This window comes from Chitinophaga sp. RCC_12, assembly GCF_041360695.1.
GTDB lineage: Bacteria > Bacteroidota > Bacteroidia > Chitinophagales > Chitinophagaceae > Chitinophaga.
On the sequence record NZ_JBFUPS010000011.1, the window covers coordinates 94,085 to 120,268 of the forward strand.

Consider the following 26,184-nt stretch of genomic DNA (forward strand, 5'->3'; position numbering starts at 1 on the left):
TTCTAATGGTTTACTACGGTGGTTGAAAGTGGTTTATTTTGCATTCCGTTTTTCTAAATCTGGAATAAAAGTAACGTTATAAAACATCCCGACTGGTTAATCCATTGTTAAGCACGAATGTTTTAGAAGTGGTAAGATTCAATGCCATGGCTGTTTGGCAAGGAAAAATAAATATTAATTAAAAACACAATGTAATTTCCGTGGGTGAAGTGCAAGGGAGGGCTTAACGGGCGTAGCAATAGCACCCGGAAGGACGGATTAACCGGCCGGAAAGAAGAAGAGAAATAAGAGAGGAATTATATGGACTGTTTTCGGGATCAATGACCAATCGATAGTTTGAAAGGGAATATTGCTGCTCATGGTAAAATAACTTAACGTACACGGATATACGCTTCCAGGATTTCCTGGTTAACGTTCAGGCTATCAATCTTTTCTATACCACGCTGAATCAGCGTATCATGCTGTAAGCTAAGTGTGAAAGTGAAATGCATGTCTTCCCAGGCGCGGTAGCTGCAATACTGCAAGTGTTCCTCGTATTTGTCGCCCGTTAACTCATAAGTGCCTGCACCGGAATCGAAAACAGCGGTACTGCTGTCGCTTCCTTTCGAAACATCATGCTTGAAAAACGCAAAATGACTGCCATTAAACATTTTGATCATCTCCTGACCTTTTACGGGATACGTATCAGTGGTATCTCCGTTCTTGATCATCTTACTGTATGCTAATTTCCACGTACCTATTAAAGATAACGCTGTAGCGGCTTCCGGCGCCTTTGCTTCCCCGCAGGAAACAACGGTCCATCCAATAATACCAATAATGGCGGGTAATCGCAGGTTCATAACGTTCAGGTGTTTGAATGAAAAGTTAATAAAAAGATGTTGATTTTAAAATATACAGCAAATAAAAAGGGAACAACATAGTGATATGCTGTTCCCTTTCCTTCATAAATCTCTTATATCACCGGATCACCGGATCACCTGTAACTGGTCACTGCCTGCCGGCTTATGCAATAACAGGTTGTATATCTTATACTTATTGTCGGTAATGCCAGCCAGGGCCGATTCTCCTCTCAGTTCATCATCCGTGCGGATCAATCCCACTACCCTTCCGTCGCCAAAAAAACGCAGTTCATAATGCTCCAATGGCAGCATCTCCAGGTGATAAGCCTTGATCTGGTCAAACCGGTTCCAGGTTTCTGCAGCATCGGCAGGCTTGTTCTGAAAATAAGCCTGTTCTGTTTCGAGTTCCCTGTTGTAGATCAACTCCGCCACAGCATTCATGTTGCCATCTGCCATTAGTTTGCGGTACTGGTTGTAAAAGGCCAGCACTTCTTTTGTGAGCTGCGTTTTATCTTCTTTCCGCAGATCCTGGCTCTGGCCCCATCCCTTCAGCTGGTAAGGGGTAGAAGCCTCAAAGGTGCCTTTAAATTCGAGGTAGGGCACATTATCCAGTTTTATCTCCGGCATTTTATAATAAAAGAGTTGTTTGTATTCTTTAGGCTTTTCTTTTTCTTCATCGCCATACAGCACCTTTACTTCCAGGCCGCAGTTTTTTGCCAGTAAAAACGGTTCCATTTTATCGTCGTCATCTACTTTTGGGAATACCCTGATAGTAATGGTTTGCTTACCGCTTTTCAGGATATTGGGAGATACAGGCCATACTGCACCGCCCTGGTTCCCGCCGTCAAAGTCCGAATAGGCGGGCATATCATTAACCAGTATTTCATAGGTACAATTGTAGCTGTTAAAATCCAGGATAAAACGTGGATTATAGTCGTATTTTTTTACCAGTTTATAACTGTTCAGATATTTTTCCTTTATACCCTGATTCATGCTTTCTTTTTTTGCATTTGTTCCCTGCCCGCAGCTATGCAGGCCGATCAGTAAAATTAATGAGATGATGATTGCTGGTTTACTCATCCGTCCGATTCTTTTTTTGTTAAGTATATTTTTTTCAAAGAGATCTTTTTCTCATCGATACCGATTTCAAAAGACGCTTTGGGATTGGCTTCCACCAGTTTATTGTATTCGGCCGGTTTTTCGGGGGCGCCTTTCTTCTTCTTTACCTCTTTCGTTTTTTCCCCTACGTTCACCTTTGCCTCCACATACCCTTCAATTTTTATGCCTTCAAAAATCAAATCAAATCCTACAAATAGTCCCGCGTCATCAGAACCAATCCTGGCCTGCAATCCCAGGCCGGAACTTCCTTCCAGTCCTATTCCCAGCGCCACTACTACCTTTACCTTGAATGCGGTGGCCGTTTTACTCAGATACAGTTTACATTCCAGCTTCACTGACACTGCTGCCCCTCCCTTTATCAGGTCTTCCTTCTTTTCTGATGCACCGGCTGTCCGGGTGAATACATTCCCTCCCACCGTGTTGTGTTTAAAGGTGGCTTCCAGGTCTATTTTACCGGAGAGGGTTACACTGATATCCACTTTACTGTCGTCGTCCGCACATATGTACAGCAACGCGTCTACAGCCTTTAAGATGGCATAGGCAATGGGGTGCCGGCGACAAAGCAGTTCCAGGAAATCCCACTTCAGGTCGATCCCTACCAACGGTTTGGCATCCAGCTTTACCAGCACGGTTTTGCCCGCGCCCCACAACTTGCTGTCACCTTTTTGTGGCGGCATGGTTTCATAGTACCACGAAGCTGCCAGCCCCAGCTTTGGAAACTGCAGCTCATAATCAAATGGCTTGCGCTGCATCCGCTGAATGAGTCCCTGGATGTTTTTATCAGGGTTCCCTTTGTTTTTATTGATAAACTCGTCGGGGTCTTTCCCGTCGTCGCCGGAAGTATCTGCTTTATTGGTATGGTTGCCATGAATAATGTTCCTGAACTCCTTTACCAGGTTCCATCCGGCCTTCAGCACATTGTAATATTTGGCGATCATATCCTCAATAGGATCCACGCTCTCAGTATCATTATTCCATTCCACCTTGATGGAAAAATCGAATTCTTTCAGCAGTTCCACCAGCTCTGCAAACTTGCCTTTCGATTTCACCGGGGTTGGCGCCGCCTTTTTATCTTTTGGCAGTGCAAACATTTCACCCAATTCAGTACCCAACTCTTCATTGTGCCGGTCCAGTGTAGGTGTGGGCTTACTCCAGCGGCCTTTCGCCGCTTCCCCGATCTTTTCCACGCCTTCCAGCCGGTTCATGGTAAACCGCTGCAAGGCATTCTTTATTCCTTTACCATTATTTGCTTCCGCGAATTTGGTTTTCAGCGCATCAAAATCTGCTTTGTCCATGTTAAACGCCAGGGCTGCTGTCCACTTTATATCGGGATACACCGCAAATTCGATAACATGTTTCCAGCGGCAGGTTTGGATGGTTACCGGGAAATGATCGGCTTGCGCCGCAGGAATCCACAAATAGCCCAGGATCCGCTCAAAAAGCACATGATTGTTTTCATCAAAGAAATTATACTTGTACTGCGCATCAAATTCCAGTTCTTCATCCGATACCTTTATCACACCGGAGAAAGAAGCGTTTGTATCTCTTTTAAACTTATAGTTATTGGCCTTTATTTCAAATTTCCCCTTGGCGGCACTCTCTTTCTCTTTTTCCCGTTTTACACCCGCCTTCACATCTTCTTTCTTATATCCTTTGGCGCCAAAGCTGCTCAGGTCTATTACATGGTCCTTATGCTTCGGTGACGCTGTACATTCATCTTCATGAGTCACCAGGCTTTGCACGCTAAGCTTGATGGTTTTCTTCGCGGTATCGCTTCCCGCCACTATGTTATAGGTAAGATTTTCCGGGGGCTTAAAGTCCAGTACATTTTCATCAAAAATGGTTTGTGTCCCGTCTTTATCTTCCACGGTGATCATGCCATACTTACAAGGCTGGAACTTGCGCGTATTAGTAGGAATATCTCCTGCCAGCACCGGCTTATTACCGCCATACATCAGGGGAGATTCTTTTACTTTGGGATCTTCCTTTACGTTAAGGAAGCACTTCGACAATGTTTTAGAGAGCTTGCCATCGCGTGTTTTTACGATGGGATATATTTCCAGTACTTCGCCTGCACCAGGCTTCCAGAGGTCGTCCAGGAAAACGTCTACTACTATTTTTTGCACAAAGTTCTGGTAGGTGATGGAGCCGGTGGCCACCTTCATATCTTTCCCCGACTTATCTTTTATTACAAAATCACTTGTCTGCAGCGTTTCCCCACGGCTGGTTTCATCCGGCAGCATGGGCATTATTTTCACCTGCCGGGTGAAATATTTGATGGCATCATCGGGGGTTTCTTTCCCTGGCTCCTTCTGTGCTTCTCCTGCAACCCGCTCCCAGGGTGGCAGATCATCATCCGCTGTAGCAGTATCATTGTCCATCAGAAAAATCCGTAGTTCCTGCCCGTACAAGGCGCGGGTATAAATATGCAGCTGTACACTTTCCCTGAATTTCTTAGTACCAGCGGTGATAATTTTACCGTCATTATTAGGTGTAAACTCCCGCCACTCGGCCGACTGAATCGCCGGCTTTCCGCGCGCAGCAACAAAGTAGCCATGCGCTGCTGAATTGGTAGGTTCATGCCCGTCGAGGAAAGGTTCCAGCCAGCCAAGTCCGCCACCTTCCACTATCTTCGGGAAATTGGGATGCACCACCGGGCCGTTCAGTGCTTCGTTCACATCCGTTTTCTTAAATGTAAGCGTGCGCAACATCGACCAGATCCAGCGGTAAGGGGTTTTATCACCTTCCGGCATTTTCATGGGAACGCTGATCTTGGCAGGCGCCGGCAGTTTCTCCACCATCGTGGTAATGCGTTTCATTTCTGCCCGCACTGTTCCGGCCTCATTTAATACGGCGGTGGAAGTTTTTACATCTACCGATCCTTTCGCTGCCGGGATGGTGACTACCAGCTTTTTATTATCAGACATGGCAACTATTTTTAAAACGGTTGTCCCTGTGGAAACCGGATCAGAAATAAATCTTCTTCTACTTTCTGTACATCCATCATGGGATTCAGGTGTGTTTGTACTTCCTTGTCAGCTTTCTCTGCGTCTTTTTTTGTCATATCGGCTGTTTGCCCGTGAAAGATGATAGAGATACAATCCTTTCCACCGGTGGCGCAGGTCGCCTTACTATCTTCCAGCAAAATATAAGCATTTCCCGGTAATACCACTTTATCGTAAAACCCGCTCCAGGCCGTAACTGACGGCGTACAGGGCGTGTTATTCTTTTTACTGCAGCTGCCAAAGGTATTGGCTTCAAAAGGCTGACCAATATCTTTGGTATTCCCTAACGGTTTCTCTGCACCGTCTTTGTCGTTGATATAATGCACCTGCTGACTCTTCACTTTTAGTTTATCGGGGGCGGTACCAAACTGGCACTTACAAACGGCGCCCTGGCAAACCAGATGTTTTTCGCTCATATCTTTTTAATTTTCCCTGCGGTTGAAAAAGAAGGAAAAAAGGCTTTTCTTCTTCCCGGACAACTCCTTCTCCGGCAACAGCACTGACATTGCCGGCGTCTGCGTTTTATCTTTTTCCCGCAAATGATAGATCGTAAATGTTACTTTTTTATCCTGGTCAGGAGTGAGCTGCAAACTGCATTCTCCTGTTATGGCATTGATCGAATAATCGGTCTGGTATAATTTATAAGTGATATCCACCTGCCCTTTTGCGGGTGTGTGAATACCGTGTAACTGCCGGGACAAGGGAATTTCCTTCTCCGCGGAAATGTCTTCCACACTACGCGGGTCGCTGCAACCACCTTTCTGCTGGAGCACCAAACTACCGCTGGCGGTATTGTGCTGTATGGATTGCTGCGTAACGTTAAACAGCACGGGCGCGGTATAAGGCATTACCGGCAATGCCGTAGTAAGCTGGCGTTTCATGATATCGCTGCCGGGCTGATACAGGTCGGCAAAATAAAGGGCCATAAACCAATCGCGGCATAGCGACTGGTAAATATGTGGTTCACTGCTTACTGCCAGGTCCATATATGCTATTATTTCGTCTGTAATATCGCCGGTATAATACTGTTGAATGCCCGGTTTGGCGGCAGCCCAGGCAGCAGCAATCTGTAACTGGTTGGCGATACCGGTAAATTGCCCGGCTTCGTTCACCTTTATCTGCAACGGGTACAATACTTTCCCACATTGCTCTGCAAGCTTATCAATCATTTTTTCCGGCGCCTGGTCATTCATATATACCTGTCCTTTATTGATTTCAAACAGGAACATATTACCGGGTAATCTTTTGGAGCAGCTTACCGTTATCTCATAACTGATCGCCTGTTCCCTGCCGGCCGATTGAATAATATAGGTTACGCCGTAAGTTCTGCTGAGATGTACCGGGTTAAACCGGAAAGAACGATTACTCATATCGGTATGGCTACTTTTTTTTATTCCCTTCAGTAATCAGTTGCGATACCTCTTTTTTTACGCTTCCCACGTAATGCCTGATAGCTGCCGGAATGCGGCTGGTATCGGCATCTATCTGGTACGACATAGGGGGCCTTTTATCTTTAAACCCAACTTCCACTATGACCATCGGCTGCTCTCCGCAATACAGGCAACCCCAGCTATGAGTAGTAGTACCGGCGGTTAACAACAGCGACGGAATGGAATCCAGTATAAAACGGCTTCGCTGCCATTGACCGGAGGATAATGTTTGTACGGACGAATCTATTTTTACGCCAGTGGTATCCAGCCAGTATCGCTCCAGTGCTTCAGGCGTAACGCGGTACTTCACCCGGATGCCAGTGGAGAAAACACCAAAGTGAACCCAGGCCACTGCACCGGTTCCGGATTTTGTTTGTGCCGGTGGTATATCCATTACCGTTAGCATCAATAAAAGCGTTATCAAACTCCCGCGCATACTAGTAATTTAAAATTAAACTCCGGTCCTGTCTCATGATGTCCCACTGGAACTTAAAAAAGGACCGCATATTATCTTTGGCATTGTGTGGATTCAGATTACCGTTTGTTTGCCAGGTATAATCCATGATGTTATCCGTGTGGCCCTGGTAAAAAGTATAGGGCGGCGGCTTTAGTCCCGCCATAGGCTGCCCGGCGCTGAACGTATGCTGCAGGCCGAGCGAATGGCCGGCTTCATGCAACAGGGTACGCCGTTGATTGAGCCCTTTCAGGAATACAACGAAGGCATTTCCCCATACAAATTCCTTTATCACGTCTCCGTTGGCGGCAGCAGCGATGCCGTTAAAATCGGCGGGTAAATCCGTGAGGAATATATAGGTGCGCTTGTTAGCATCGGCGTTAATGCGGCCGCCATTGGGTTTGTGCTGCCCGTATTTTTCATACAGCTTCATCACTTCCTCCAGGAACTGTTGCTCATTGAAGGCAGTTGCTCCACCAAGAACATTATTCCAATAGCTGGTAACGTCATGGTCAGTTAAAGGGAGTACGCCGGTTTCAAAAATGGTGTCGGTTTTAATTTCGGCGCGGATAAGCGCCTGGTTATATGAACCTCTTTTAAACTGGTACTCTATGTCCTTTACCATTTGCTGATCAATAGCAGGAAGACTGTTAGCCTGTGTGCCTACCTTCACCAGTATCAACTCCATTTTGGGAATGACGTGATTATTATACACCATCAGCTTGCCCACTTCTTCCTTCTTATTGCCGAGCTTTGCAAACACTTTTATTTCTTCATGCTGTTGTAGTGGTGCATTGGCACTTACTACAGTCACGGCGCCTTTCAACGTATAGTATTTAACTTTTACGCCGCCTGGCCGGAAGCGCGTTTGCTGGCCGCTTCCCATTAATGCAGCGATATTTATTTTCTGCGGGGTTATTTTCAGGTTAGGATTTTTTGATTCGAAGATAATCTCGGTACCATCGCTGATTACTTCCTCTATCTCTTCCAGTTCAAGGTCCAGCCGGGCGCCGTCTTTATTCATGGAAGAACCGTATTTAAACTGTTGTGAAGTAGTATAAGGAAAAAGTGACAACCATGCGGGGTAATAGTCAACGCCGTATGGCTTCACCGGGTTCTTTACATCTTTCAGGTACTCGCTTTTTGCGGCGGCTACGTCGCTAACCAGTGGCACTGTGCTGTTACACGGCTGGTTATTATTATCGCGTTCAATGTAAATAAGGGGATAGATATATTCGTCCCGGAGCCAGTCGAACCCATATTCCCCTTTGTAACCTGCCGGCCGCCTGAAGTGTACCAGAAACTTTTTCAGTTCCTTTTCTTTTGCTGGCGGCGCCTTATACTTATCATAAATGATTTTCTCTGTGCTGCGCAGTTTTACCTGGCTGGCGGCATTCAAGCTGATATCACCATTGGTGGCATAGGTAGTTGACAGCTCGGAGCTTTCAACAATTGTTTTTGCTACTGAGATCATATTTCCCATCTGTACCTGGTTGTGGGGTTAAAACATTTTCGCCTTGTCGCCGCTTTTATTCACGATCTGTTTGGCGCTGTGCATTTCAATATTTTCTTTGGTACTGTTCATACTCACTTTTTCGGCGGTCTTCTCCATATTTTTAGCGGTGCGCTGGAGCGTATCGTCCGCCACCTCTTTGATATTGGCAGCAAGCAGGCTAAAGTCTTTCACCGCAGTTTGCGACAGGTTTTTACCTGCGCTTACCTGTATGTTTTCTTTTGCCGTAAAGCTGATATTTTTAGCATTGATGGTGATGTTTTCCATCGCGGCAATGTTAATACTTTGGGCACTGGTGTCCATTGTAACGATGTTACCGGATTTATCGGTGATGGTGATGCTTTCCGCGCCATCGGTATCATCCAGGCGGATGATATGCCCGCTGCGGGTTTTAATGACCTTCAGGTTATTTTGCGCATCACCGAAGCCCGTTTTCGCGTTTCCGTTATACACGGTGCCAAGTACCACCGGTACTTCAGGATTACCGCCTTCAAAATCTACCCATACTTCCTCCCCGTTTTCAGGTATAAAATAAAACCCTTTCTCAGTACCTCCATGCGGGGATACCAATCGTAGCCAGGGAGTAGCTCCTTGTTGCTGCCACTGAAATTTTACCCGTACACGGCCCAGTCCTTTGGGGTCATTGTTATCGGTTACCACAGCGCTTTGCGCTTCACATACCGGTGTGCGGTAGAGGTCTACCTCCGGCATGGCGGCTGCGGCAGGTATGGCTTCAAAGGTGTTTTTATATAATCCGTTTTCTGTGCAGTAGTGCGCGAGTTGCGTTACTACAAACTCGCCATGGTGCTCATTGGAAAGTACCGATTCATTAACGGTAATGATATCCCCGATGCGTAATGCACTTTGCTGGCTGGTACCTTTCAGGACGGCCATTTGCGAAAGCCTTCCTTTCTTTTGTACCTGCGTATATTTATCCAGTTGCGATTTTGCTGCGGTACCAAACGATTGATTCAGTTTATACTGCGACGTTTTTTTATACAGCCGTTCACTTACTTCTTTCAGGTGGCTCGTATATACGTCGGTGTTACCTGCGGGCACCGACAGGGTATCATTGCTTACCGCCTGGTTTTGCCGGTAATCATAGCCATAGAAGCGGCTATTATTGGACTTCACGGTAAGATCGAGGTTAAACCCGATCAGGTCTACCTGGTGTGTAAGTGTTGTTTTCTGCGGCCGGTAATTTCCAAACACCACCTTCTCTCCATCATAAAAAAACCATTCCCCGAAACGGGCGGCGAGTCTGTCTATAAACCCGTAGGTGGTTTCTTTATACTGTACAATATATTTCAGTGCGTCGGTATGCGCCGGATCTACCGCGGGCGATTTGGCGTAAGGCCCGCATCCCTTCAGGGCTTCATTGACAATAGCCGACAATGTTTTCTGCTCATAACAGGCAATATGTTCATCATCTTCCAGCAGGATAGTTACACTATGTCCTTTGATCACGCAAAATCCGTGGGTACCATCGGCTTCTTTTCCCATGCTGATACCACTCACAATACCATTAAAATTTAAAGGTTTGTATACGGCATTTGATTCAACAGGTTTCACAGAGATGGAAATTTCTTTTCCCAGGAACTCCTTACCGGCATTAAACAATCCTTTTCCAAGTTTGGTAAGCCAATCGTACCCGATCATGATCTCAAAGCTATGATGGCCGCGGATAGTCTGATGCAGGGCAAGGGAATGAAAAGAAGTAAACTGATGATCACCAATAGTGAATGAGGTGTGCGTATACAATGACATTTCGCAGCTTTTACGGTTTTAAATATGGTTATACCTTTTTATCACCATAGAAATGATATCGGGTAACTACTTCAAAAAATTGGAATTAATATCTACTGTTGCCATTAACGGGTTAAAACACACAACAGGAGATTGACATGGTTACAGTCAGCAACTAATATACAACAAGTGTCACAATTTCAATCATACGCCAACAAAAAAATAACGCCGCTGATGCGATAAAATAAAAGAGCTCTGCCGTTAAATAATAAGCAGGATACCTAATGTTTATAAGATACAACGGCGGCGAAAGATTAACTTATCTAGCAGGCCAACACTCGTCAACGCCAGTACTGTTGTTGAAAGCAGCTTTCAGGATGCAGCGGTAATTTATCATGTAAAGTTTATGAAATAACGATTAATTTAACCCCTGCTTCTCCGTACGGAGGAAATTGCATTTTATACAACTTAAAACGGAAATAATGAATCTGAAAGGATGGATGCTTGCCTGGATAGCCATTACAGGAAGCATAGCAGCAGCGGCGCAGGAATATACATTACGCTCGCCCGACGGTAAAATAAATATACGTATAACCGTAAAGGATAGTATACAGTATTCCTTATCCTACAATGGCCAGGTATTGTTGCAGCCGGCCACTATCGGCGTGGCTACCTCGGTCAGCCCTGATGGTAACTGGAAAGTTACCGGCACTAAAACGTCGTCGGTAACACAAACGCTTCGCCCGGTAGTAAAGCAGAAGAGTACCTTCATTGAAGATCACTACGATCAGTTGCAGCTCAATTTTAAAAACCGCACCTCCCTGCAATGGCGCGCCTACAACAATGGTATTGCATGGCGCTGGCTCATTAATAACAAAGGCGCCTGGCAGGTGGTGAACGAGCAGGCCGGCTTCGCCCTCCAGGCAAAAGACAGCGCCTGGTACCCGGTTGAAAGCGGGTTCTTCTCCCATAACGAACGTCTCTATCAAAAACTGACCATAGATAGTATCCGCGGCCCGAAAAGCCTGGCCAGCCTGCCTGCACTGTTCAACGTAAACGGCACCAAATTACTGATCACCGAAACAGGTCTCCTTAATCACGCCGGGATGTGGCTTCAGGGAAATGGCAGCAACACACTGGAGGCCGTATTTCCCCACTACCCGATAAAGAAAAAAATAACTTCCGACCGTGATGAAGAAGTAGAAACCAGGGAAAACTTTATCGCCAAAAAAGAAGGCGCTTCCCAATTGCCCTGGCGCATTGTGATGATAGCACCGGAAGATAAAGACCTGCTGGTAAATGAACTTCCTTATCAACTCGCGCAGCCGGCTACCGGTGACTACAGCTGGGTGAAGCCCGGCAAGGCCATCTGGGACTGGTGGAACGATAATAATATCTACCAGGTGGATTTCCGGGCAGGTATCAATACCGACACTTACAAATATTACATCGACTTTGCCGCCAAATACAAACTGGAATATGTAGTACTGGACGAAGGCTGGAGCGATACCCGCAACCTGCTGAAAACAGTACCCGACATAAATATGGAAGAATTATCGCGCTACGCAGCTTCCAAAAATGTAGGCATCATCCTGTGGACGACGTGGCTGGCACTGGATCAGCAGCTGGAGGCAGCAATGGAACGCTTTGCCAAATGGAATATCAAAGGGATCAAGGTCGACTTCATGCAGCGCGATGACCAGCCAATGGTGAACTATTACGAAAGAGTAGCTAAAGCCGCCGCCGCACATAAAATGTTAGTAGACTTCCACGGCGCGCACAAACCGGCAGGGCTCCAACGTACATACCCCAACGTAATTTCTTTTGAAGGCGTGTATGGACTGGAGCAAAGCAAAGGCGATCAAAGCAAATCCATTGCACCGGATCATAACGTTACCTTCCCTTTTATCCGTATGGCAGCAGGACCGGCAGATTATACACCCGGCGCCATGCTGAACGCACAAAAGGGAGACTGGGCTCCTCATTTCAGCAACCCAATGAGCATCGGTACCCGTTGCCACCAGCTGGCAATGTACGTGGTATATGAAAGCCCGCTGCAAATGCTGGCAGATAATCCCACGCACTACTATAAAGAACCGGAGTGTATGCAGTTCCTCGAGGCGGTTCCCAGCGTATGGGACACCACCATTGCCCTGCAGGCCAGCGTTGGCAACTATATCCTTACCGCGCGCAAGGCTGCTAACGGCGATTGGTATGTAGGCGGTATGACCAACTTCACACCACGCACCTTAACACTGGATTGTTCTTTCCTGCCGAAAGGTACCTATACCATGCATGTCTGGAAAGATGGTATCAACGCCGACAGGAACGCACAAGACTATAAAATGGAACAGATAACGATAGATAAAAACTCGAAAGTACCGGTAGTAATGAACGTTGGCGGCGGCTGGGCCGCAAGGATCGTGAAGCAACAATAAAATAACATTGTCGGTAAACCATTTATATTCACTTTGCAATGATGAACCGTACTTTATTTTTAGCTGTCCTGGGTAGCCTGTTTACCAGCAGCGCAATAGCACAACACCCGATAGATGTACAGGCACATCGCGGGGGAATGGCCCTGATGCCGGAGAATACCATTCCCGCTATGATCAACGCCGTAAAATTAGGCGCCAGAACACTGGAACTCGACTGCATCATTACAGCAGATCAACAGGTAGTCGTATCGCACGATGCGTATATGTCGGCAGAATTTATGCGCAAGCCTGATGGCTCGGATATCTCCAAAGCCGAAGAAAAAAGCCTCGCATTGTATAAAATGTCTTACGACAGCATCCGGAAATATGACGCAGGTACAAAACCACATCCCCGCTTTCCGCAACAGGAAAAAATGATGGTTCACCGGCCACTGCTAACAGACCTGATAGATAGTGTGGAAACGTATATAAAAACACATCACCTCAAACCGGTGTTTTACAACATGGAAACCAAAAGCGCTCCCGATGGCGATGGCATCTATAATCCCGGACCAGCGGAGTTTGTAGCCCGCGTAATGGAAGTCATCAACAGGAAAAAAATTACGGACCGCGTTATTATCCAGTCGTTCGACATCCGCCCCCTGCAGGAATTGCACAAAACCCATCCCGGTCAGAAAACTGCTTTGCTGATAGGTAACAAAGACAGCTTCAGCGACAACCTTGAAAAGCTGGGATTCACGCCCACCATCTACAGCCCGAACTACCTGTTGGTAACGCCAACCCTGGTAAAAGAAGCACACGATAAAAAAGTAGCGGTTATTCCATGGACGGTAGATGACGAAAGCGAATTAAAAAAACTCATCTCCTGGGGAGTAGATGGCATTATTTCCAATGCCCCTGATAAACTGATAAAACTGGTGGGCAGCTATCAGAATTAATACTTACTTTAAAATAAGGAGCGGGCCGACATCATTTGTGGGCCCGCTCTTTACTTTTTATTCTTATCTATGCATTTTCTTTAAACTGTTCCAGCACCTGCCCGATCTGCTTCAGGTACTTCCCATAACTTTGTTTGATCCATATTTCCGTTAAGGCGGTAATCAGTAACACCAGCAAAACAAAAGCTGCAGCTAAACCCAGCGCAATTCCCCGGTGATCAGCAGCCTTTGCCAGCAAGCTGGTCATCTCACTGCTTTTATGGCTCACCATGTACATAACGCCAATGATCAGCGCAAAAGGAAGCAGTGTATAGGTGTAAGCTTTATACATTTCAATATTCAGCCTGGCCTCGTAATACAAAGCATATAGATTGTCTTTTGAGCTGAGGGTATTTGTACCAAGACTCTTATAAAAAGTATTGAACTTATAATAATATTGAACAGAGATGGCTATCACCACCAGGTACACCGCATAAAAAGGCACCACCATCACGGGATCGAGTGGAAAAATTTTAGGTGTAAAGGCTATCAGTACCAGGCTGAAAAGCTGTACAAAAAATTCCATTTGCATCGCCTTGCGCAGTTTTTCCACTGGCAGTTGTAAGGTTTTTAACTGGTCTACACTGGAAGGAACCACTACATTGCCGCTTTCATTATCGTTGTTCCATGCAGATTTTATATCATCAAAATTCATAACCTTGTTTTTTAATCAGTTCTTTTAATTTGTCTTTTGCCCTGCTAAGCTTAATTCTGGCATTTCCTTCGGAGATACCCAGGTTTTCCCCGATCTCTTTGTGGGAATAATTTTCCAGGTGAAGAAAAACCAATGCCTTTTCCAGTCTTTCCAGTTTCTGTACCGCCCTGTAAAAGTGTGTCAGTTGCAGTTCTTTTGTAGCTGTTACATTTTCTTCCATGGCCATGTGTTCCGGCATAGTGTCTGTAACAACCATTTTTCTTTTTTCTTTTTTGAAGAATACCAGTGCGGTATTCAGCGCAACCCTGTACATCCAGGTGGAGAAGCGGCTTTGGTGCTGAAAGGAGTCGTAAGATTTCCATAGCTGGTAGATAATTTCCTGTGTAAGATCCTGCTGATCATCTTCAGCATCCATATACATCCTGGAAATCTTATGAATAATTCCTTTGTGGGCTTCAACCAGTTCAAGAAATTCTTTTTCCTTGTTTTTCAATCGGTGATAGCTTTAGTTCAAAATAGGTGTAACCGTATATCCTTTCTCTCTTAATAATTTAATCAGTCCGATAGGGCCTGCAAGATGGGCGCCGCCCACTGCAAAGAAAGTGCTTTCCTGCTGCATCATTCCGGGCATTTTATCAACCCAGTTTTTGTTCCGCACTTCCAGCATCCAGTGAATGGCATTTTCATCCATCTGGTCCGGAGTAGTCATCAGGTTGTACATATTACTCAGCTCTTCTGCTTTATAGGCTGCCACCAGTTTGTTCATGTTTATACTGCTGCTGTCGAAAGCTTTTACCTGTTCAACAATTTGTTTATCGGTATAAGATTTCAGCAGGTATCCCACCTGTTCTTCCAATCCTTCCAGGTAACCGATATGCTTCTTATCTGCCTGCATTGTTTGTATAAAAGTAGTTTCATAAGATTTTAATTCCTGGCAGGGAAATGATTTCATGGCCAGCAGGGAGATAGTAGCGACCAGCTGATAATTTTCAAACGGCGCCAAAGGCACGCCACATTTATTTTTCAGGATAGAATCCACGTCGTGGTAGTCGGCAGGAGACAATTTTTTGCTCAACGGCACATCAGACGCCATGGCTTTAGCCATGATGGTGTTAATATTGGGGTCGAGGATATTGGCTTCAATGACCAGTTGCGCCGACTTACTTAATGCCTGTTTGGTTTTTTCTGTTACTTTAAAATCATTTTCACAAATCATGTGGATGGTGCCATACAAATAAGAGGGCTTCGATAATCCGTTACCGCTGACTTCCCACAATAATGATTTGTCCTGGCTGGTTGGCTGCTGTGCAACCGCTTTACCTGCAAATAAGCCTGTGATTACCAATGTAGCTGCTGCGATCTTCCTGAAGATATTTTTCATATGCTTTTGATTTTCTTTTCAGAATTGGTAGGCGATGGAATCACTTCGTTACAGATTATTTCAATTTTTTTTCAAAAAACTCCTAAACCAGCCACCAGTAAAGAGAAAGGTCTGCTTTGCAGCAGACCTTTTCCTGTAAAAGAGGTATCGTTATTTATCAGCGGGCAATTCAGACCTGCGGATAACGATGTGGTTCAGGTTATGATGGATCATTTTCTCCAGCAGGTCGTAGCCTGCATTAGGCCGGGAGTGCGCATATTCCCTTTCCAGTTTCGTGATGGGGGCCAGCCAGTACAAGTTCACCTTATCGCCATATACCTCCGGCAACCCGATGGCGGGGCCATTATATAAGGCGGAGGATACCACTACGCTCTCGAAAGGCGCCGGGAGTTCCTCTGAGCTTACCGTATGGCCTTCTCCCAGCCAGGTAACCTGTTTCCAGGGCCTGTCGGCCATATCAGACATCAGGCCGGCCATCGCCATGATCTCTTTATCCGTATAATCTTTGCTGCTCACTGCCATCGCCAGTTCCATCCGGCGGAACCCGGGGGCCCGGTCGCTGTACAGGAGTTCTACCCATGGCATCGGGCGGATACTAATCCCCAGGGTGAGCAGGTATACCACGTCATCTTTCTCAAATTTACCCAATGCCATCGGGGGCCATTGTCCGCCGTCGATGGCGTAGTACTTCTGGATGGGACCAAACTCGGCTTCATAGGCTTTCAGATACTGGTCCTGCAAAATGCTCCATGCCTGGCTGGTTTCGCCTTCCCAGTCTTTCCAGAAGGCAATGGCCTGGTCTACGCGCTCATACATGGCGTTGGCGCCCCGTTTGCCCAGTGGCATCAGCCGGTCGTTTTCGCCGGCGCCGGTACAATCCGCAGCATAGGCTACCGCGTGTTCATCATTATACAAACTCCAGCCGGGTATCACACCCAGTATTTCATTATCATATAATACCGCTGCTCCATCTCCCTCTTCCGTCCATACAATTGTTATACGCTCTTTTTCCAGCGGTTCACGGCCTTCGGGGTGGTTGCAGTAGGCTACTTCCAACATAGGCGCCATGCCTTCTTTCATGGCTGCAACGTCTTTCGATGCGGGCGCCGGCTGCAGGTTACGCAACCAGCATGGTCGCGGCGAATACTTTGTGGTCAATAATTCCGATGGATACAGGTAAAAATAAGCCACTCTGTCGTCCTGCTCCACTACGGCATATAAAGTTCCCCTGTTATTAGGCTGGTCTATCAACATTACCGGCTCAGACATAATTATTCTTTTAAGATCGAAAAATAACACAATCCCGGCAATACTATAATTCCTGCCTCAATTGCTGTATTTTGTCAGGTATACAATTAATTTTTTATGAAAAGATATTCCACCCTGTTAATGGCACTCATGATGTTTTGTTCAGCTACACTCACTGCCAAAGAACGACAATTTTATCAGATCAAAATCTACCACCTGAAAACAAAAGCGCAGGAAACACTGGTAGATAATTACCTGGAAAAAGCATTCCTCCCGGCATTACACCATGCAGGCATCAAACAGGCCGGCGTGTTCAAACCGGTTACTGCCGATACGGCCGAAATCCGGATCTACGTATTGATCCCATTCCAGTCGCTCGAGCAGTTCACCAACCTGGATAAAACCCTGCAGGCCGACAAGTCCTTCCAGGCTAACGGAAAAGACTATACGGATGCAGCCTGGAACAATGTTCCTTTTACCAGGATAGAATCCATCCTGTTACAGGCGTTTCCCGGGATGCCCGTACTGGAGGCTCCCTCATTGAAAGCTCCCAAAAATGAACGGGTATATGAACTGCGCAGTTATGAAAGCCCTTCCGAGAAATACCACGTCAATAAAGTAAAGATGTTCAATACCGGCGATGAAATCGGCATTTTCAAAAACCTCAACTTTAATGCGGTATTTTATGCGACTGTCATTTCCGGTTCACGCATGCCCAACCTGATGTACATGACCACTTTCAACAATAAGGAAGACCGCGATGAACACTGGAAGGCATTTAGTGCAGATCCGAAATGGAAAGCCCTGTCGGCGCTGGAAGAATACAGTCACAATGTATCCAAATCAGATATCCTGTTCCTGAGACCAACAGATTATTCAGACCTGTAATACCTTGGAGTGGCAGGCATGCACCTGCCACTCCATTTATTATACCGCCACCGTAGCCCCACTGTTACATATTACCGCCGTGGCTTTGTTTCCAGGCCGGTAAATGCTGACCCACATTTGTCGTAAAAGTATAAATAATATTTCTACGGGCAACACCTTCCTGCACAGGTGCTTACCTGCCCCGCGCCCAGATTAAAAATGTGCCCGATAATTAAACAAAAAGGCTTAATTTAACTGCTATTAAACCCACCGGCGGGAGTGAAAATGAGCCACCACACATTTTTGCTCCCGGTCAATGACACCACAATTATTTAAAATTCAAAAACTGATCCCCACATGGCTGATGAAACTCAACAGAAAGTTCAGACCGCACTAGGCGACGTCGCCGCAAGACAGCTTGCCATTGCCACCCGTACGGTCCCGCAAATGTCTACCATTACCCCCCGCTGGCTCACGCGATTAATGAGCTGGATCCCGGTAGAATCGGGCGTGTACAGGCTTAACAAAGTAAAAGATGAAAGCAATGTAACCGTGGATTGTTCCGGAAGGGATGAACGCGAACTGCCGCAAACTTTTGTGGATTACATTGATAGCCCACGTGAGTACAATCTCAGTGCAGTGAACACCGTGCTGGATGTACATACCCGCGTGTCGGACCTCTACAGCAAGCCTTACAACCAGATCAGCGAGCAGTTGCGGCTGATCATTGAAACCATTAAGGAAAGGCAGGAAAGCGAACTGATTAACAACAAGGAATATGGTTTGCTGAACAGCGTAGTGGCCTCGCAGCGTATTAAAACACGCACCGGCGCGCCTACTCCGGACGACCTGGATGAACTTATCACCAAAGTATGGAAGGAGCCGGGTTTCTTTTTACTGCATCCGCTCACCATTGCCGCCTTTGGCCGGGAATGCACCAGGCGGGGCGTACCTCCTCCCACCGTTTCCCTTTTTGGCTCTCAATTCATTACCTGGCGCGGCATTCCGCTGATACCATCCGATAAAGTGCCTATCGAAAACGGAAAATCCAAGATCATTCTTTTACGCACCGGCGAAAGCAGGCAGGGAGTAGTTGGCTTGTACCAGCCTAACTTACCGGGAGAACAGTCGCCCGGGTTATCTGTGCGCTTCATGGGCATTAACCATCAGGCCATTGCTTCCTATCTCGTATCCCTTTACTGTTCACTGGCAGTATTGGTAGACGATGCCATTGCTGTTTTGGATGATGTAGAAATAGGCAAGTACCATGAATACAAATAATTTCCAATCCGATGGATTACCGGATATTGCCGCTTTGGAAAAACTGGCCAACCAGTTGTTTTCCTCCCTGCAATCCGGTAATGATGCGCCTTCCGCAGGCTACGCATCTGCTGCCCCCATCCAGGACCCGCTGCTGCAACAGGGAAGCGTAACGGATGTTACGCAGGCGCCTACCAGTTTACCGGATCCTCACTTTTCCGGTAACGGCGGCATTCCAGCTTCTGTGGCAGGCAGTGGTATTTCACCGGCTGCGCTCACGCATCCAACAACGGCCTATGATCCTTCTTTTGAACAGGAACTGCAACGGGCGCTGAAAAGTATACCGTCATCCACCTATACATCGCAGCTGCCTTCCGCAGGCACCTCCTACTATTTCTTACCAGAAAAAGCAGCAGGTATCACCGGCGCCACCCAGCCTCCGCTGGATATCAACCGGGTGAGGGCGGACTTCCCCATATTGCAGGAGCAGGTGAACGGCCGCCGGCTGATATGGCTGGATAATGCCGCCACTACACAGAAGCCGCGGAGTGTCATTGAACGGATCAGCTATTTTTATGAACATGAAAATTCAAATATTCACCGCGCCGCTCATGAACTGGCAGCACGCGCCACAGATGCTTATGAAGGTGCCCGCGAAAAGGTAAGGGCCTTCCTGAATGCTGCCTCTGTGAATGAAATCGTATTTGTTCGCGGCGCCACGGAAGCTATTAACCTCGTAGCCAAAAGCTGGGGCGAACAATTCCTGCAGGCTGGCGATGAAATTATTCTGAGCCACCTGGAGCATCATGCCAACATTGTACCGTGGCAACAACTGGCAGCCAAAAAAGGATTGGTGATAAAAGTAATTCCGGTGGATGACGACGGGCAGATCATACTTTCTGAATACCAGAAACTGCTTGGCGCTAAAACAAAGCTGGTGTCTTTTACACAGGTATCCAATGCACTCGGCACCGTTACACCTGCGCAGCAAATAGTGGAACTCGCCCACCAGGCCGGCGCTAAAGTGCTGGTAGACGGCGCCCAGGCGGTATCGCATATGCGCGCTGATGTACAGCGGCTCAACTGCGACTGGTACGTATTTTCCGGGCACAAAGTTTTTGGCCCCACCGGCATCGGCGTATTGTACGGCAAAGAGGCATTGCTGAATGAAACACAACCCTGGCAGGGTGGCGGTAATATGATCAAAGATGTAACCTTTGAACATACCCAATACCACGCCGCCCCCGGGCGCTTTGAAGCCGGTACCGGCAACATAGCCGACGCCGTAGGACTAGGCGCTGCCATTGATTACGTAAATCATATAGGCATTGATGTTATATACCAGTATGAACATTACCTCCTCGTATATGCCACACAGTTATTGAAAGACGTACCTGGTTTACGCCTGATAGGTACCGCTCCCGATAAAACAAGCGTGTTGTCTTTTGTATTCAAAGATTTCACAACTGAACAGGTAGGTGCGGCGCTCAACCAGGAAGGAATTGCAGTAAGATCCGGCCATCATTGCGCACAGCCCATCCTTCGCAGGTTTGGCGTGGAAAGCACCGTGAGGCCATCACTGGCATTCTACAATAGTTGTGCGGATATTGATACGCTCGTAAATACTTTATTAAGATTACGAAGAAGCAGGATATAATTTTTTTTAGAAAGAAGAGATGGCTGGCAGTTTATTCATATCAAACTATTAGTCATCTCTTCTATAAAAATATTTTTTCATCTCACAGAAAATAAAAGAGAAGCGCCAGACCAATTCCCTCAAATGCGCTAGGGCACTACATTATACCGGATCTGTTTTTCCGCGCAAAAACCTCATTGCCCTGAAACATGCGGCTGTGCTCATAAAAAACAACATTTAAATTTTGTGGTTTAAATTATTTACCTACATTTGCACTCCACAATGCGAGGTAGAGCAGAGGTAGCTCGTCGGGCTCATAACCCGAAGGTCAGTGGTTCGAATCCGCTCCTCGCTACAAAAAGTAAAAGTCCTGTACTGAAAGTGCAGGACTTTTTTTATACCACAACAGATCGAAAATAAATAGTATTATTACAACAGGCCATCAATACCTGAAAGCAGTTTTTGTTAGCCATCAACCCAATCCCTAAACAAATTTTATTACTCAATGAAACAAAAACCATCAATGGCATTTATTGCCGCCTCCTGGGTAGCAGTATTTGCAGGTATCCTGGGCTTCATCATCGGCCTGTGGAATGCATCCACTATGCAACTGAATGAAAAAGGATATTACTTCACCGTTTTAATGTACGGCCTGTTCGCAGCGGTATCTGTCCAGAAGTGCGTGCGCGACAGGATTGAAGGCGTTCCGGTAACCGACATTTACTATGGTCTCAGCTGGGTGTCCATGTTGCTCACCATCCTGTTGCTTACTATCGGACTATGGAATGCCACCCTTGCACCAAGTGAAAAAGGTTTTTACGCATTTGCATTTTTGCTGAGTGTTTTCGGTGCCATCACGGTACAGAAAAATACCCGCGACAGCCAGGCCGCGAAAGCAGGCAACGGTCCCGTTTCCGGCGATATCTGATACTTTCTTTTACAGGGAGACTGGTTAGTCTCCCTGTTACTCCCCTCCCTCTTTTTCCGGAATCTATAAATATTTTTCCTGAATCGTCTTCCACAGCAATTGCTGCGGCGGTACATTTACATTATCACCCTGTGGACACCTACTTAAACAGGGCATCAAATATTATATCTATCCTCCAATCCCTTATAATACATCTCCTGAAGTGATTAACAGTATTCCTGCTAATCACTTTTTTTTGCGCCATATTATAATATATTTGTTGATAGTTAACCTTTTTATCCATATGGGAAACAAGATCTATACTGCCATTACCGCAGGTATTGCAGCAATAGTGGTTATTTTTATTGCAGTGCGAACTGTGCGTAAAAGCAACCAGCCGGAGTCAAATGACAAAGCCGGAGCAGCTGCCGCTGTTGTGCTGGATGAAGCGGCAGTACAAGCTGCAGTGGCGGTAGACAGCGTTACCTATGAAATGAAGACAGCAGCAGAATTTCCACTCAGCGTTTCCCAGCTCCGGGATGCCACTGCCTACCTGTTGCATGAACAACTGCAACTGGACAGCCATGTGGTGAAAAAAAGACAAACTTTTGATCTCGCGCTGATGTGGCATTCATATGTACAACCGCTGTATTATGAAGGAGAATCGGAAGATCCGTATAACACAACCGCCTATACGAAAAATCGTGGATTAGAGTCCGCTATCCGGCAATTTTCCTGGACTGGCCGGGACGAAGCCCGGCTGCATGAATCCTTCGCCCGGTATAAAAACCTGTTATACGAAATGCTGCCGTATAATACTTACCAACGTTCCGCGGCACGTTATTATGTGGAAAAGTTATTGCTCACGTATAGCGCGCTCCAGGCAAATGAAAATGTAACGGCACAGCTGGAAAAACTCTATATAAAGATGGCCGTCAGTACTGATCATGGCCTGTCAGAAAATTTCATTGGAGAGGTCAGACAGGTGTTAAACAGCATGAACCGCGTAGATCCTTCTCTGAATAACAACGATCTGAATGCACGCCGGATGACCGTTTGGCTGGTTTCTTTCTGGGCCAGGCGCTACAACGAAGGTAATCAGCAAGCCGTCTATGAAATCCTGAAAGAAATCAGCGATATGTACAGCCGGTGATTGATCCGGTAATATCCCTCCGTTTGACCCCGATCTCAAAAAAAAATGTTAAAAATGATTTCATTTAATACAAATAAATATTACTTTTATTCCGGGCAAGAGAAAATGTGCTGCGTTATTTGACTTGTTATTTAATAAAAGATTCCCATGAATCTTTTTTTTGGAACCTATTGCTAAATCGATTTTTTAACGGAGACTATGATAGGCGCCGGGAAATCTATGCATTACACACCGCGTATGAACGAAAAAAAATATAGTAATTAAAATATATTCCAGGTAAAAAAGCTAACTGAACTTGTTATTCTTATTGTTTGCTAAATCGATATACTACTGACTAAAACAGTACTGTAAGGATCGTACATTTTGCTTATGCGAATATAATGGGAACCATGGCATGCCTGACCGGAAACCAGGCAGCATCTTCATTCAGGAGATATTTTTCACTATTTAAATGATTAAACCAGTATCTGAAAAATTTTAAAAATCAGCCTGTAGGCTTATTGCTAAATCGTTTTTTCTAGTAAGCATACCAGGCTTTTCTTTATTAACCAACTTCAATTAACGTATATGCACAAACGATCCACGTTTTGGGCACGGACCTGCTTTGCCAGTATGGTACTGATGCTCTTCTCGCTGTTTGCCTTTTCACAAGGCAAAACCGTATCCGGAAAAGTAACGGATGCCAATGACAACGCCGCAATTCCCGGTGTATCTGTTCAGATAAAAGGAACCAGCAGCGGAACCATCACCAAACCCGATGGTACCTTTACGCTGCAGGCACCGGAAAATGCCGTGCTGATATTTACTTTTGTTGGTTACCTCCCCCAGGAAGTGCCGGCATCAGCTACTGCCATGAATGTAAAACTGGCAGCTTCCGTAAAGTCGCTGCAAGACGTAGTAGTAGTGGGTTATGGTACCCAAAAAAGAAATGAAGTAACCACTTCAGTAGCCACCGTAAAGGCGGAAAACTTCAACCAGGGCGGCTCCCGCTCTCCAATGGATCTGATCCAAGGTAAAGTAGCCGGCTTATCCGTTACCAGGACCCAGGGGAATAACCCCAACAGCGGCGCTTCTATACAGATCAGGGGTATCAGCTCCATATCCGGTGACATGAAGCCGCTGATCGTTGTGGATGGTATTCCCGGAGGCAACCTCGATCTGCTGCAACAGGACGATATCGCCACTTTCGACGTATTGAAAGACGGTTCCGCAGCAGCTATTTATGGTACCCGCGGTAACAACGGGGTAATCCTCATCACTACCAAAAAAGGTAAAGCAGGTGACCCGCAGTATACTTACTCTACCTACCTGCAACGCGAAGCAGTAGCCAAAAGGCCCAGCATACTCAGCGCAGCAGAATATGTAAAAGTGGCTGGCGCTACCAACGACCAGGGCGCCGATGTGGATATGTATGATCTCCTGCTCGACAAAAACAACCTTAGTCATTACCACAACTTCGCGGCCTCCGGTGGTACTGCCAACAGCAACTACCGCGCATCCCTTTATTACAACGATGCCAATGGTATTGCCCTCGAAAACGGCCGTAAACAATACGGCGGAAGGGTAAATGTAAACCAGACCGGCTTACAAGGCATGCTCACCATGCAGTTCAACCTGGCAGGCAATTTCAGTAAAGCCAACTTAAACGGTGGAAACAGCGGTGACGGTGATAACAAAGCCGGCAACCCAGGCGCCGATTTTGAGCAGGCAGTACAACGGAATCCTACTGCTCCAATCTTTGGACCTGATGGTAAATATGTTGAAACAAACGGTTTCAACAACTACAATCCACTGGCCCGCTTACAGCAGGAATTATACGAAAGGGATCAGAAAACCTATTCAGGAGATGCACGTATAACGCTGGAGCCTATTCAGGATTTGAAATTTTCTGCCTTCGGCGCTATTGTCCGCGATGAATATACCGACCGCCAGTATAAAATGAAGGCTTCCCGCTCTTCCATCCAGGACTTCCAGGGTGGCGGTTATGCGTATAAAGCCAATTCCGCCGCTATGGATAAAACTTTTGAAGCTACGGTAGACTATACAAAAACAATCAATTCAGACCATACATTCAATGTGCTCGGTGGCTACAGCTATCAGTACAGCACCCTGGAAAAGTATGCCATGGATAACAATGGTTTCCTCACCGATGCATTTGAAGACTGGAACATCTCTGCAGGTAACGCCTTAAATGATCCAAAACTGCCACGCCCTACACAGAGCAGCAACAAGGTAGACAACACCCTCATTGCATTCTTCGGCAGGATAAACTATAACTACAAACAGAAATACATGTTGCAGGCTATCCTGCGCCATGAAGGTTCTTCCCGCTTCGGTGCCAACTACAAATGGGGTAACTTCCCTGCAGTATCCGCCGGATGGGTGATTTCAAAAGAAGCCTTCATGCAGGACCTCACCGTTATCAACCACCTGAAACTGCGTGCCGGCTATGGTGTTACCGGTAACCAGGGTATTCCTAACTACCAATCCCTGATCACATTGGGAACAGGGGGCGCTTACCTCCAGTATGGTAAATGGATCCAGACTTATGGTCCCAATAAAAATCCAAACCCGGACCTGAGATGGGAAAAGAAGAAAGAGTTCAACGTGGGTCTTGACTTCTCCCTGCTGAAAAACAGAATCGGCGGTTCCGTTGATGTATACAGCCGTAGAACAGAAGACCTGTTATTCAACTACACGGCACAGCTGCCCTCCAATATCCTGGATAATATCTTCACCAACGTAGGGGAAATCTCCAACAACGGGGTGGAAGTAGTGATCAATGCGGTACCGGTAAGAAGCAAAGATTTTTCCTGGAACAGTGATCTCGCCTTCAATTCCCAGCGGAATAAAATGGTGTCATTCTCCAACCAGATTTATAAAGCCACTGAACAGTTTTATGGCGATCTCCCATCTCCGGGTAATCTTGGTCAGGCCATCCGCGTAGTAGAAGGCGGTCCGCTCGGCACTTTCTATGGCTACCGCTACGCCGGTCTTACCGACGACGGCAAATGGCAGTTCTATAAAAAAGATGGCAGTAAAGCCACTACTTCTGAAATCAATCCGGACGACAAAACAGTGATCGGAAATGGTATTCCCAAGTACATGGCTTCCTGGAACAATACTTTCCGTTACAAGAACTTTGACCTGAGTATCCTCTTCCGCGGCAAATTCGGTTTCGATATCCTGAACCTGCAGGATATGTACTTCGGTAATAAAAAATGGAAACCGAATAACATGTTATCATCTGCTATCGGTAAAAATGATAAGCTGAATGACGATCCACAGTTCTCTGACTACTACCTGGAAAAAGGCGATTTCGTGAAACTGGATAACATCACCCTCGGTTATAATTTCAAACTAAAAACCAAATATATCCGCAACCTGCGCGTGTATGCGAGCGGCCGTAACATCGCCACCATCACCAAATACAGCGGTCTTGATCCCGAACTGCAGGATACCGCGCTGGATTCCGGTATTGATGGAAGAGGATTTTATCCACGCACCCGCTCCTACACTATCGGATTGAACCTTGGATTTTAAAAGCAGCAAAATT

Annotated in this window: 20 protein-coding genes and 1 tRNA gene; 9 read left to right on the forward strand and 12 right to left on the reverse strand. The window is 46.3% G+C overall.

Annotated features, from left to right (window positions below):
* Nucleotides 1–371: 371 nt before the first annotated feature.
* From AB6805_RS26790 to AB6805_RS26825, 8 genes are all read right to left on the reverse strand, one after another.
* Complete coding sequence (locus tag AB6805_RS26790; protein ID WP_370912505.1) at nt 372–839, reverse strand: hypothetical protein; 468 nt, start codon at nt 837–839, stop codon at nt 372–374.
* Nucleotides 840–965: 126 nt separating this feature from the next.
* Nucleotides 966–1,919 carry a hypothetical protein gene (locus tag AB6805_RS26795; protein ID WP_370912506.1) on the reverse strand — a complete coding sequence of 318 codons (954 nt, stop codon included), beginning with the start codon at nt 1,917–1,919 and terminating at the stop codon, nt 966–968.
* The gene (locus tag AB6805_RS26800; protein WP_370912507.1) at nt 1,916–4,885 is read right to left on the reverse strand and encodes a hypothetical protein; all 2,970 of its coding nucleotides are present in this window, start codon (nt 4,883–4,885) and stop codon (nt 1,916–1,918) included. The genes AB6805_RS26795 and AB6805_RS26800 overlap by 4 nt, the downstream gene beginning before the upstream one ends.
* Nucleotides 4,886–4,896: 11 nt before the next feature.
* On the reverse strand, nt 4,897–5,379 hold the full coding sequence (locus AB6805_RS26805) for a DUF4280 domain-containing protein (RefSeq protein WP_370912508.1): 483 nt from the start codon (nt 5,377–5,379) through the stop codon (nt 4,897–4,899).
* A 6-nt stretch (nt 5,380–5,385) separates the two neighbouring features.
* Complete coding sequence (locus tag AB6805_RS26810; RefSeq protein WP_370912509.1) at nt 5,386–6,333, reverse strand: hypothetical protein; 948 nt, start codon at nt 6,331–6,333, stop codon at nt 5,386–5,388.
* A 10-nt stretch (nt 6,334–6,343) separates the two neighbouring features.
* Entirely contained in the window at nt 6,344–6,829 is a 486-nt protein-coding gene (locus AB6805_RS26815; RefSeq protein ID WP_370912510.1) for a hypothetical protein, read from the reverse strand.
* A gap of 1 nt (nt 6,830) precedes the next feature.
* Complete coding sequence (locus AB6805_RS26820) at nt 6,831–8,330, reverse strand: zinc-dependent metalloprotease (RefSeq protein WP_370912511.1); 1,500 nt, start codon at nt 8,328–8,330, stop codon at nt 6,831–6,833.
* Nucleotides 8,331–8,348: 18 nt separating this feature from the next.
* Nucleotides 8,349–10,127, reverse strand: a complete 1,779-nt coding sequence (locus AB6805_RS26825; protein ID WP_370912512.1) for a type VI secretion system Vgr family protein — start codon at nt 10,125–10,127, stop codon at nt 8,349–8,351.
* A 461-nt stretch (nt 10,128–10,588) separates the two neighbouring features.
* On the opposite strand from AB6805_RS26825, the gene AB6805_RS26830 reads away from it, so the two are divergent.
* Both AB6805_RS26830 and AB6805_RS26835 read left to right on the forward strand, forming a co-directional pair.
* Entirely contained in the window at nt 10,589–12,544 is a 1,956-nt protein-coding gene (locus AB6805_RS26830) for a glycoside hydrolase family 97 protein (protein ID WP_370912513.1), read from the forward strand.
* Between the two features lie 38 nt (nt 12,545–12,582).
* Nucleotides 12,583–13,482: a glycerophosphodiester phosphodiesterase family protein gene (locus AB6805_RS26835; protein WP_370912514.1), complete on the forward strand. Its 900-nt coding sequence runs from the start codon at nt 12,583–12,585 to the stop codon at nt 13,480–13,482.
* A gap of 67 nt (nt 13,483–13,549) precedes the next feature.
* Here AB6805_RS26835 and AB6805_RS26840 read toward each other — a convergent pair whose 3' ends face one another.
* From AB6805_RS26840 to AB6805_RS26855, 4 genes are all read right to left on the reverse strand, one after another.
* Complete coding sequence (locus tag AB6805_RS26840) at nt 13,550–14,176, reverse strand: hypothetical protein (protein WP_370912515.1); 627 nt, start codon at nt 14,174–14,176, stop codon at nt 13,550–13,552.
* The gene (locus tag AB6805_RS26845) at nt 14,166–14,669 is read right to left on the reverse strand and encodes an RNA polymerase sigma factor (RefSeq protein WP_370912516.1); all 504 of its coding nucleotides are present in this window, start codon (nt 14,667–14,669) and stop codon (nt 14,166–14,168) included. Before AB6805_RS26845 ends, AB6805_RS26840 begins: the two co-directional genes overlap by 11 nt.
* 12 nt (nt 14,670–14,681) lie before the next feature.
* Nucleotides 14,682–15,557 carry a TraB/GumN family protein gene (locus AB6805_RS26850; protein ID WP_370912517.1) on the reverse strand — a complete coding sequence of 292 codons (876 nt, stop codon included), beginning with the start codon at nt 15,555–15,557 and terminating at the stop codon, nt 14,682–14,684.
* 150 nt (nt 15,558–15,707) lie between these two features.
* Entirely contained in the window at nt 15,708–16,826 is a 1,119-nt protein-coding gene (locus tag AB6805_RS26855; protein WP_370912518.1) for a suppressor of fused domain protein, read from the reverse strand.
* Nucleotides 16,827–16,922: 96 nt separating this feature from the next.
* On the opposite strand from AB6805_RS26855, the gene AB6805_RS26860 reads away from it, so the two are divergent.
* From AB6805_RS26860 to AB6805_RS26890, 7 genes are all read left to right on the forward strand, one after another.
* Nucleotides 16,923–17,693, forward strand: coding sequence for an NIPSNAP family protein (locus AB6805_RS26860; protein WP_370912519.1), 771 nt, complete (start codon nt 16,923–16,925; stop codon nt 17,691–17,693).
* A gap of 336 nt (nt 17,694–18,029) precedes the next feature.
* The gene (locus tag AB6805_RS26865; RefSeq protein ID WP_370912520.1) at nt 18,030–18,953 is read left to right on the forward strand and encodes a family 2A encapsulin nanocompartment shell protein; all 924 of its coding nucleotides are present in this window, start codon (nt 18,030–18,032) and stop codon (nt 18,951–18,953) included.
* Nucleotides 18,940–20,589 carry a family 2A encapsulin nanocompartment cargo protein cysteine desulfurase gene (locus AB6805_RS26870; protein WP_370912521.1) on the forward strand — a complete coding sequence of 550 codons (1,650 nt, stop codon included), beginning with the start codon at nt 18,940–18,942 and terminating at the stop codon, nt 20,587–20,589. Before AB6805_RS26865 ends, AB6805_RS26870 begins: the two co-directional genes overlap by 14 nt.
* Nucleotides 20,590–20,851: 262 nt before the next feature.
* Nucleotides 20,852–20,923: transfer RNA gene (locus tag AB6805_RS26875), tRNA-Met, on the forward strand.
* Between the two features lie 150 nt (nt 20,924–21,073).
* Nucleotides 21,074–21,496: an inner membrane protein YiaA gene (yiaA, locus tag AB6805_RS26880; RefSeq protein ID WP_370912522.1), complete on the forward strand. Its 423-nt coding sequence runs from the start codon at nt 21,074–21,076 to the stop codon at nt 21,494–21,496.
* Between the two features lie 283 nt (nt 21,497–21,779).
* Nucleotides 21,780–22,628 (forward strand): hypothetical protein, encoded by an 849-nt coding sequence (locus tag AB6805_RS26885; protein ID WP_370912523.1) that lies wholly within the window; start codon nt 21,780–21,782, stop codon nt 22,626–22,628.
* A 567-nt stretch (nt 22,629–23,195) separates the two neighbouring features.
* Complete coding sequence (locus tag AB6805_RS26890) at nt 23,196–26,171, forward strand: SusC/RagA family TonB-linked outer membrane protein (protein ID WP_370912524.1); 2,976 nt, start codon at nt 23,196–23,198, stop codon at nt 26,169–26,171.
* Nucleotides 26,172–26,184 lie beyond the last annotated feature (13 nt).

Excerpts from the sequence above, each read along its gene's own strand:
- AB6805_RS26790 (WP_370912505.1), bottom strand. The coding sequence starts at position 839 with ATGAACCTGCGATTACCCGCCATTATTGGTATTATTGGATGGACCGTT.
- AB6805_RS26795 (WP_370912506.1), bottom strand. The coding sequence starts at position 1,919 with ATGAGTAAACCAGCAATCATCATCTCATTAATTTTACTGATCGGCCTG.
- AB6805_RS26800 (WP_370912507.1), bottom strand. The coding sequence starts at position 4,885 with ATGTCTGATAATAAAAAGCTGGTAGTCACCATCCCGGCAGCGAAAGGA.
- AB6805_RS26805 (WP_370912508.1), bottom strand. The coding sequence starts at position 5,379 with ATGAGCGAAAAACATCTGGTTTGCCAGGGCGCCGTTTGTAAGTGCCAG.
- AB6805_RS26810 (WP_370912509.1), bottom strand. The coding sequence starts at position 6,333 with ATGAGTAATCGTTCTTTCCGGTTTAACCCGGTACATCTCAGCAGAACT.
- AB6805_RS26815 (WP_370912510.1), bottom strand. The coding sequence starts at position 6,829 with ATGCGCGGGAGTTTGATAACGCTTTTATTGATGCTAACGGTAATGGAT.
- AB6805_RS26820 (WP_370912511.1), bottom strand. The coding sequence starts at position 8,330 with ATGGGAAATATGATCTCAGTAGCAAAAACAATTGTTGAAAGCTCCGAG.
- AB6805_RS26825 (WP_370912512.1), bottom strand. The coding sequence starts at position 10,127 with ATGTCATTGTATACGCACACCTCATTCACTATTGGTGATCATCAGTTT.
- AB6805_RS26830 (WP_370912513.1), top strand. The coding sequence starts at position 10,589 with ATGAATCTGAAAGGATGGATGCTTGCCTGGATAGCCATTACAGGAAGC.
- AB6805_RS26835 (WP_370912514.1), top strand. The coding sequence starts at position 12,583 with ATGATGAACCGTACTTTATTTTTAGCTGTCCTGGGTAGCCTGTTTACC.
- AB6805_RS26840 (WP_370912515.1), bottom strand. The coding sequence starts at position 14,176 with ATGAATTTTGATGATATAAAATCTGCATGGAACAACGATAATGAAAGC.
- AB6805_RS26850 (WP_370912517.1), bottom strand. The coding sequence starts at position 15,557 with ATGAAAAATATCTTCAGGAAGATCGCAGCAGCTACATTGGTAATCACA.
- AB6805_RS26855 (WP_370912518.1), bottom strand. The coding sequence starts at position 16,826 with ATGTCTGAGCCGGTAATGTTGATAGACCAGCCTAATAACAGGGGAACT.
- AB6805_RS26860 (WP_370912519.1), top strand. The coding sequence starts at position 16,923 with ATGAAAAGATATTCCACCCTGTTAATGGCACTCATGATGTTTTGTTCA.
- AB6805_RS26865 (WP_370912520.1), top strand. The coding sequence starts at position 18,030 with ATGGCTGATGAAACTCAACAGAAAGTTCAGACCGCACTAGGCGACGTC.
- AB6805_RS26870 (WP_370912521.1), top strand. The coding sequence starts at position 18,940 with ATGAATACAAATAATTTCCAATCCGATGGATTACCGGATATTGCCGCT.
- yiaA (WP_370912522.1), top strand. The coding sequence starts at position 21,074 with ATGAAACAAAAACCATCAATGGCATTTATTGCCGCCTCCTGGGTAGCA.
- AB6805_RS26885 (WP_370912523.1), top strand. The coding sequence starts at position 21,780 with ATGGGAAACAAGATCTATACTGCCATTACCGCAGGTATTGCAGCAATA.
- AB6805_RS26890 (WP_370912524.1), top strand. The coding sequence starts at position 23,196 with ATGCACAAACGATCCACGTTTTGGGCACGGACCTGCTTTGCCAGTATG.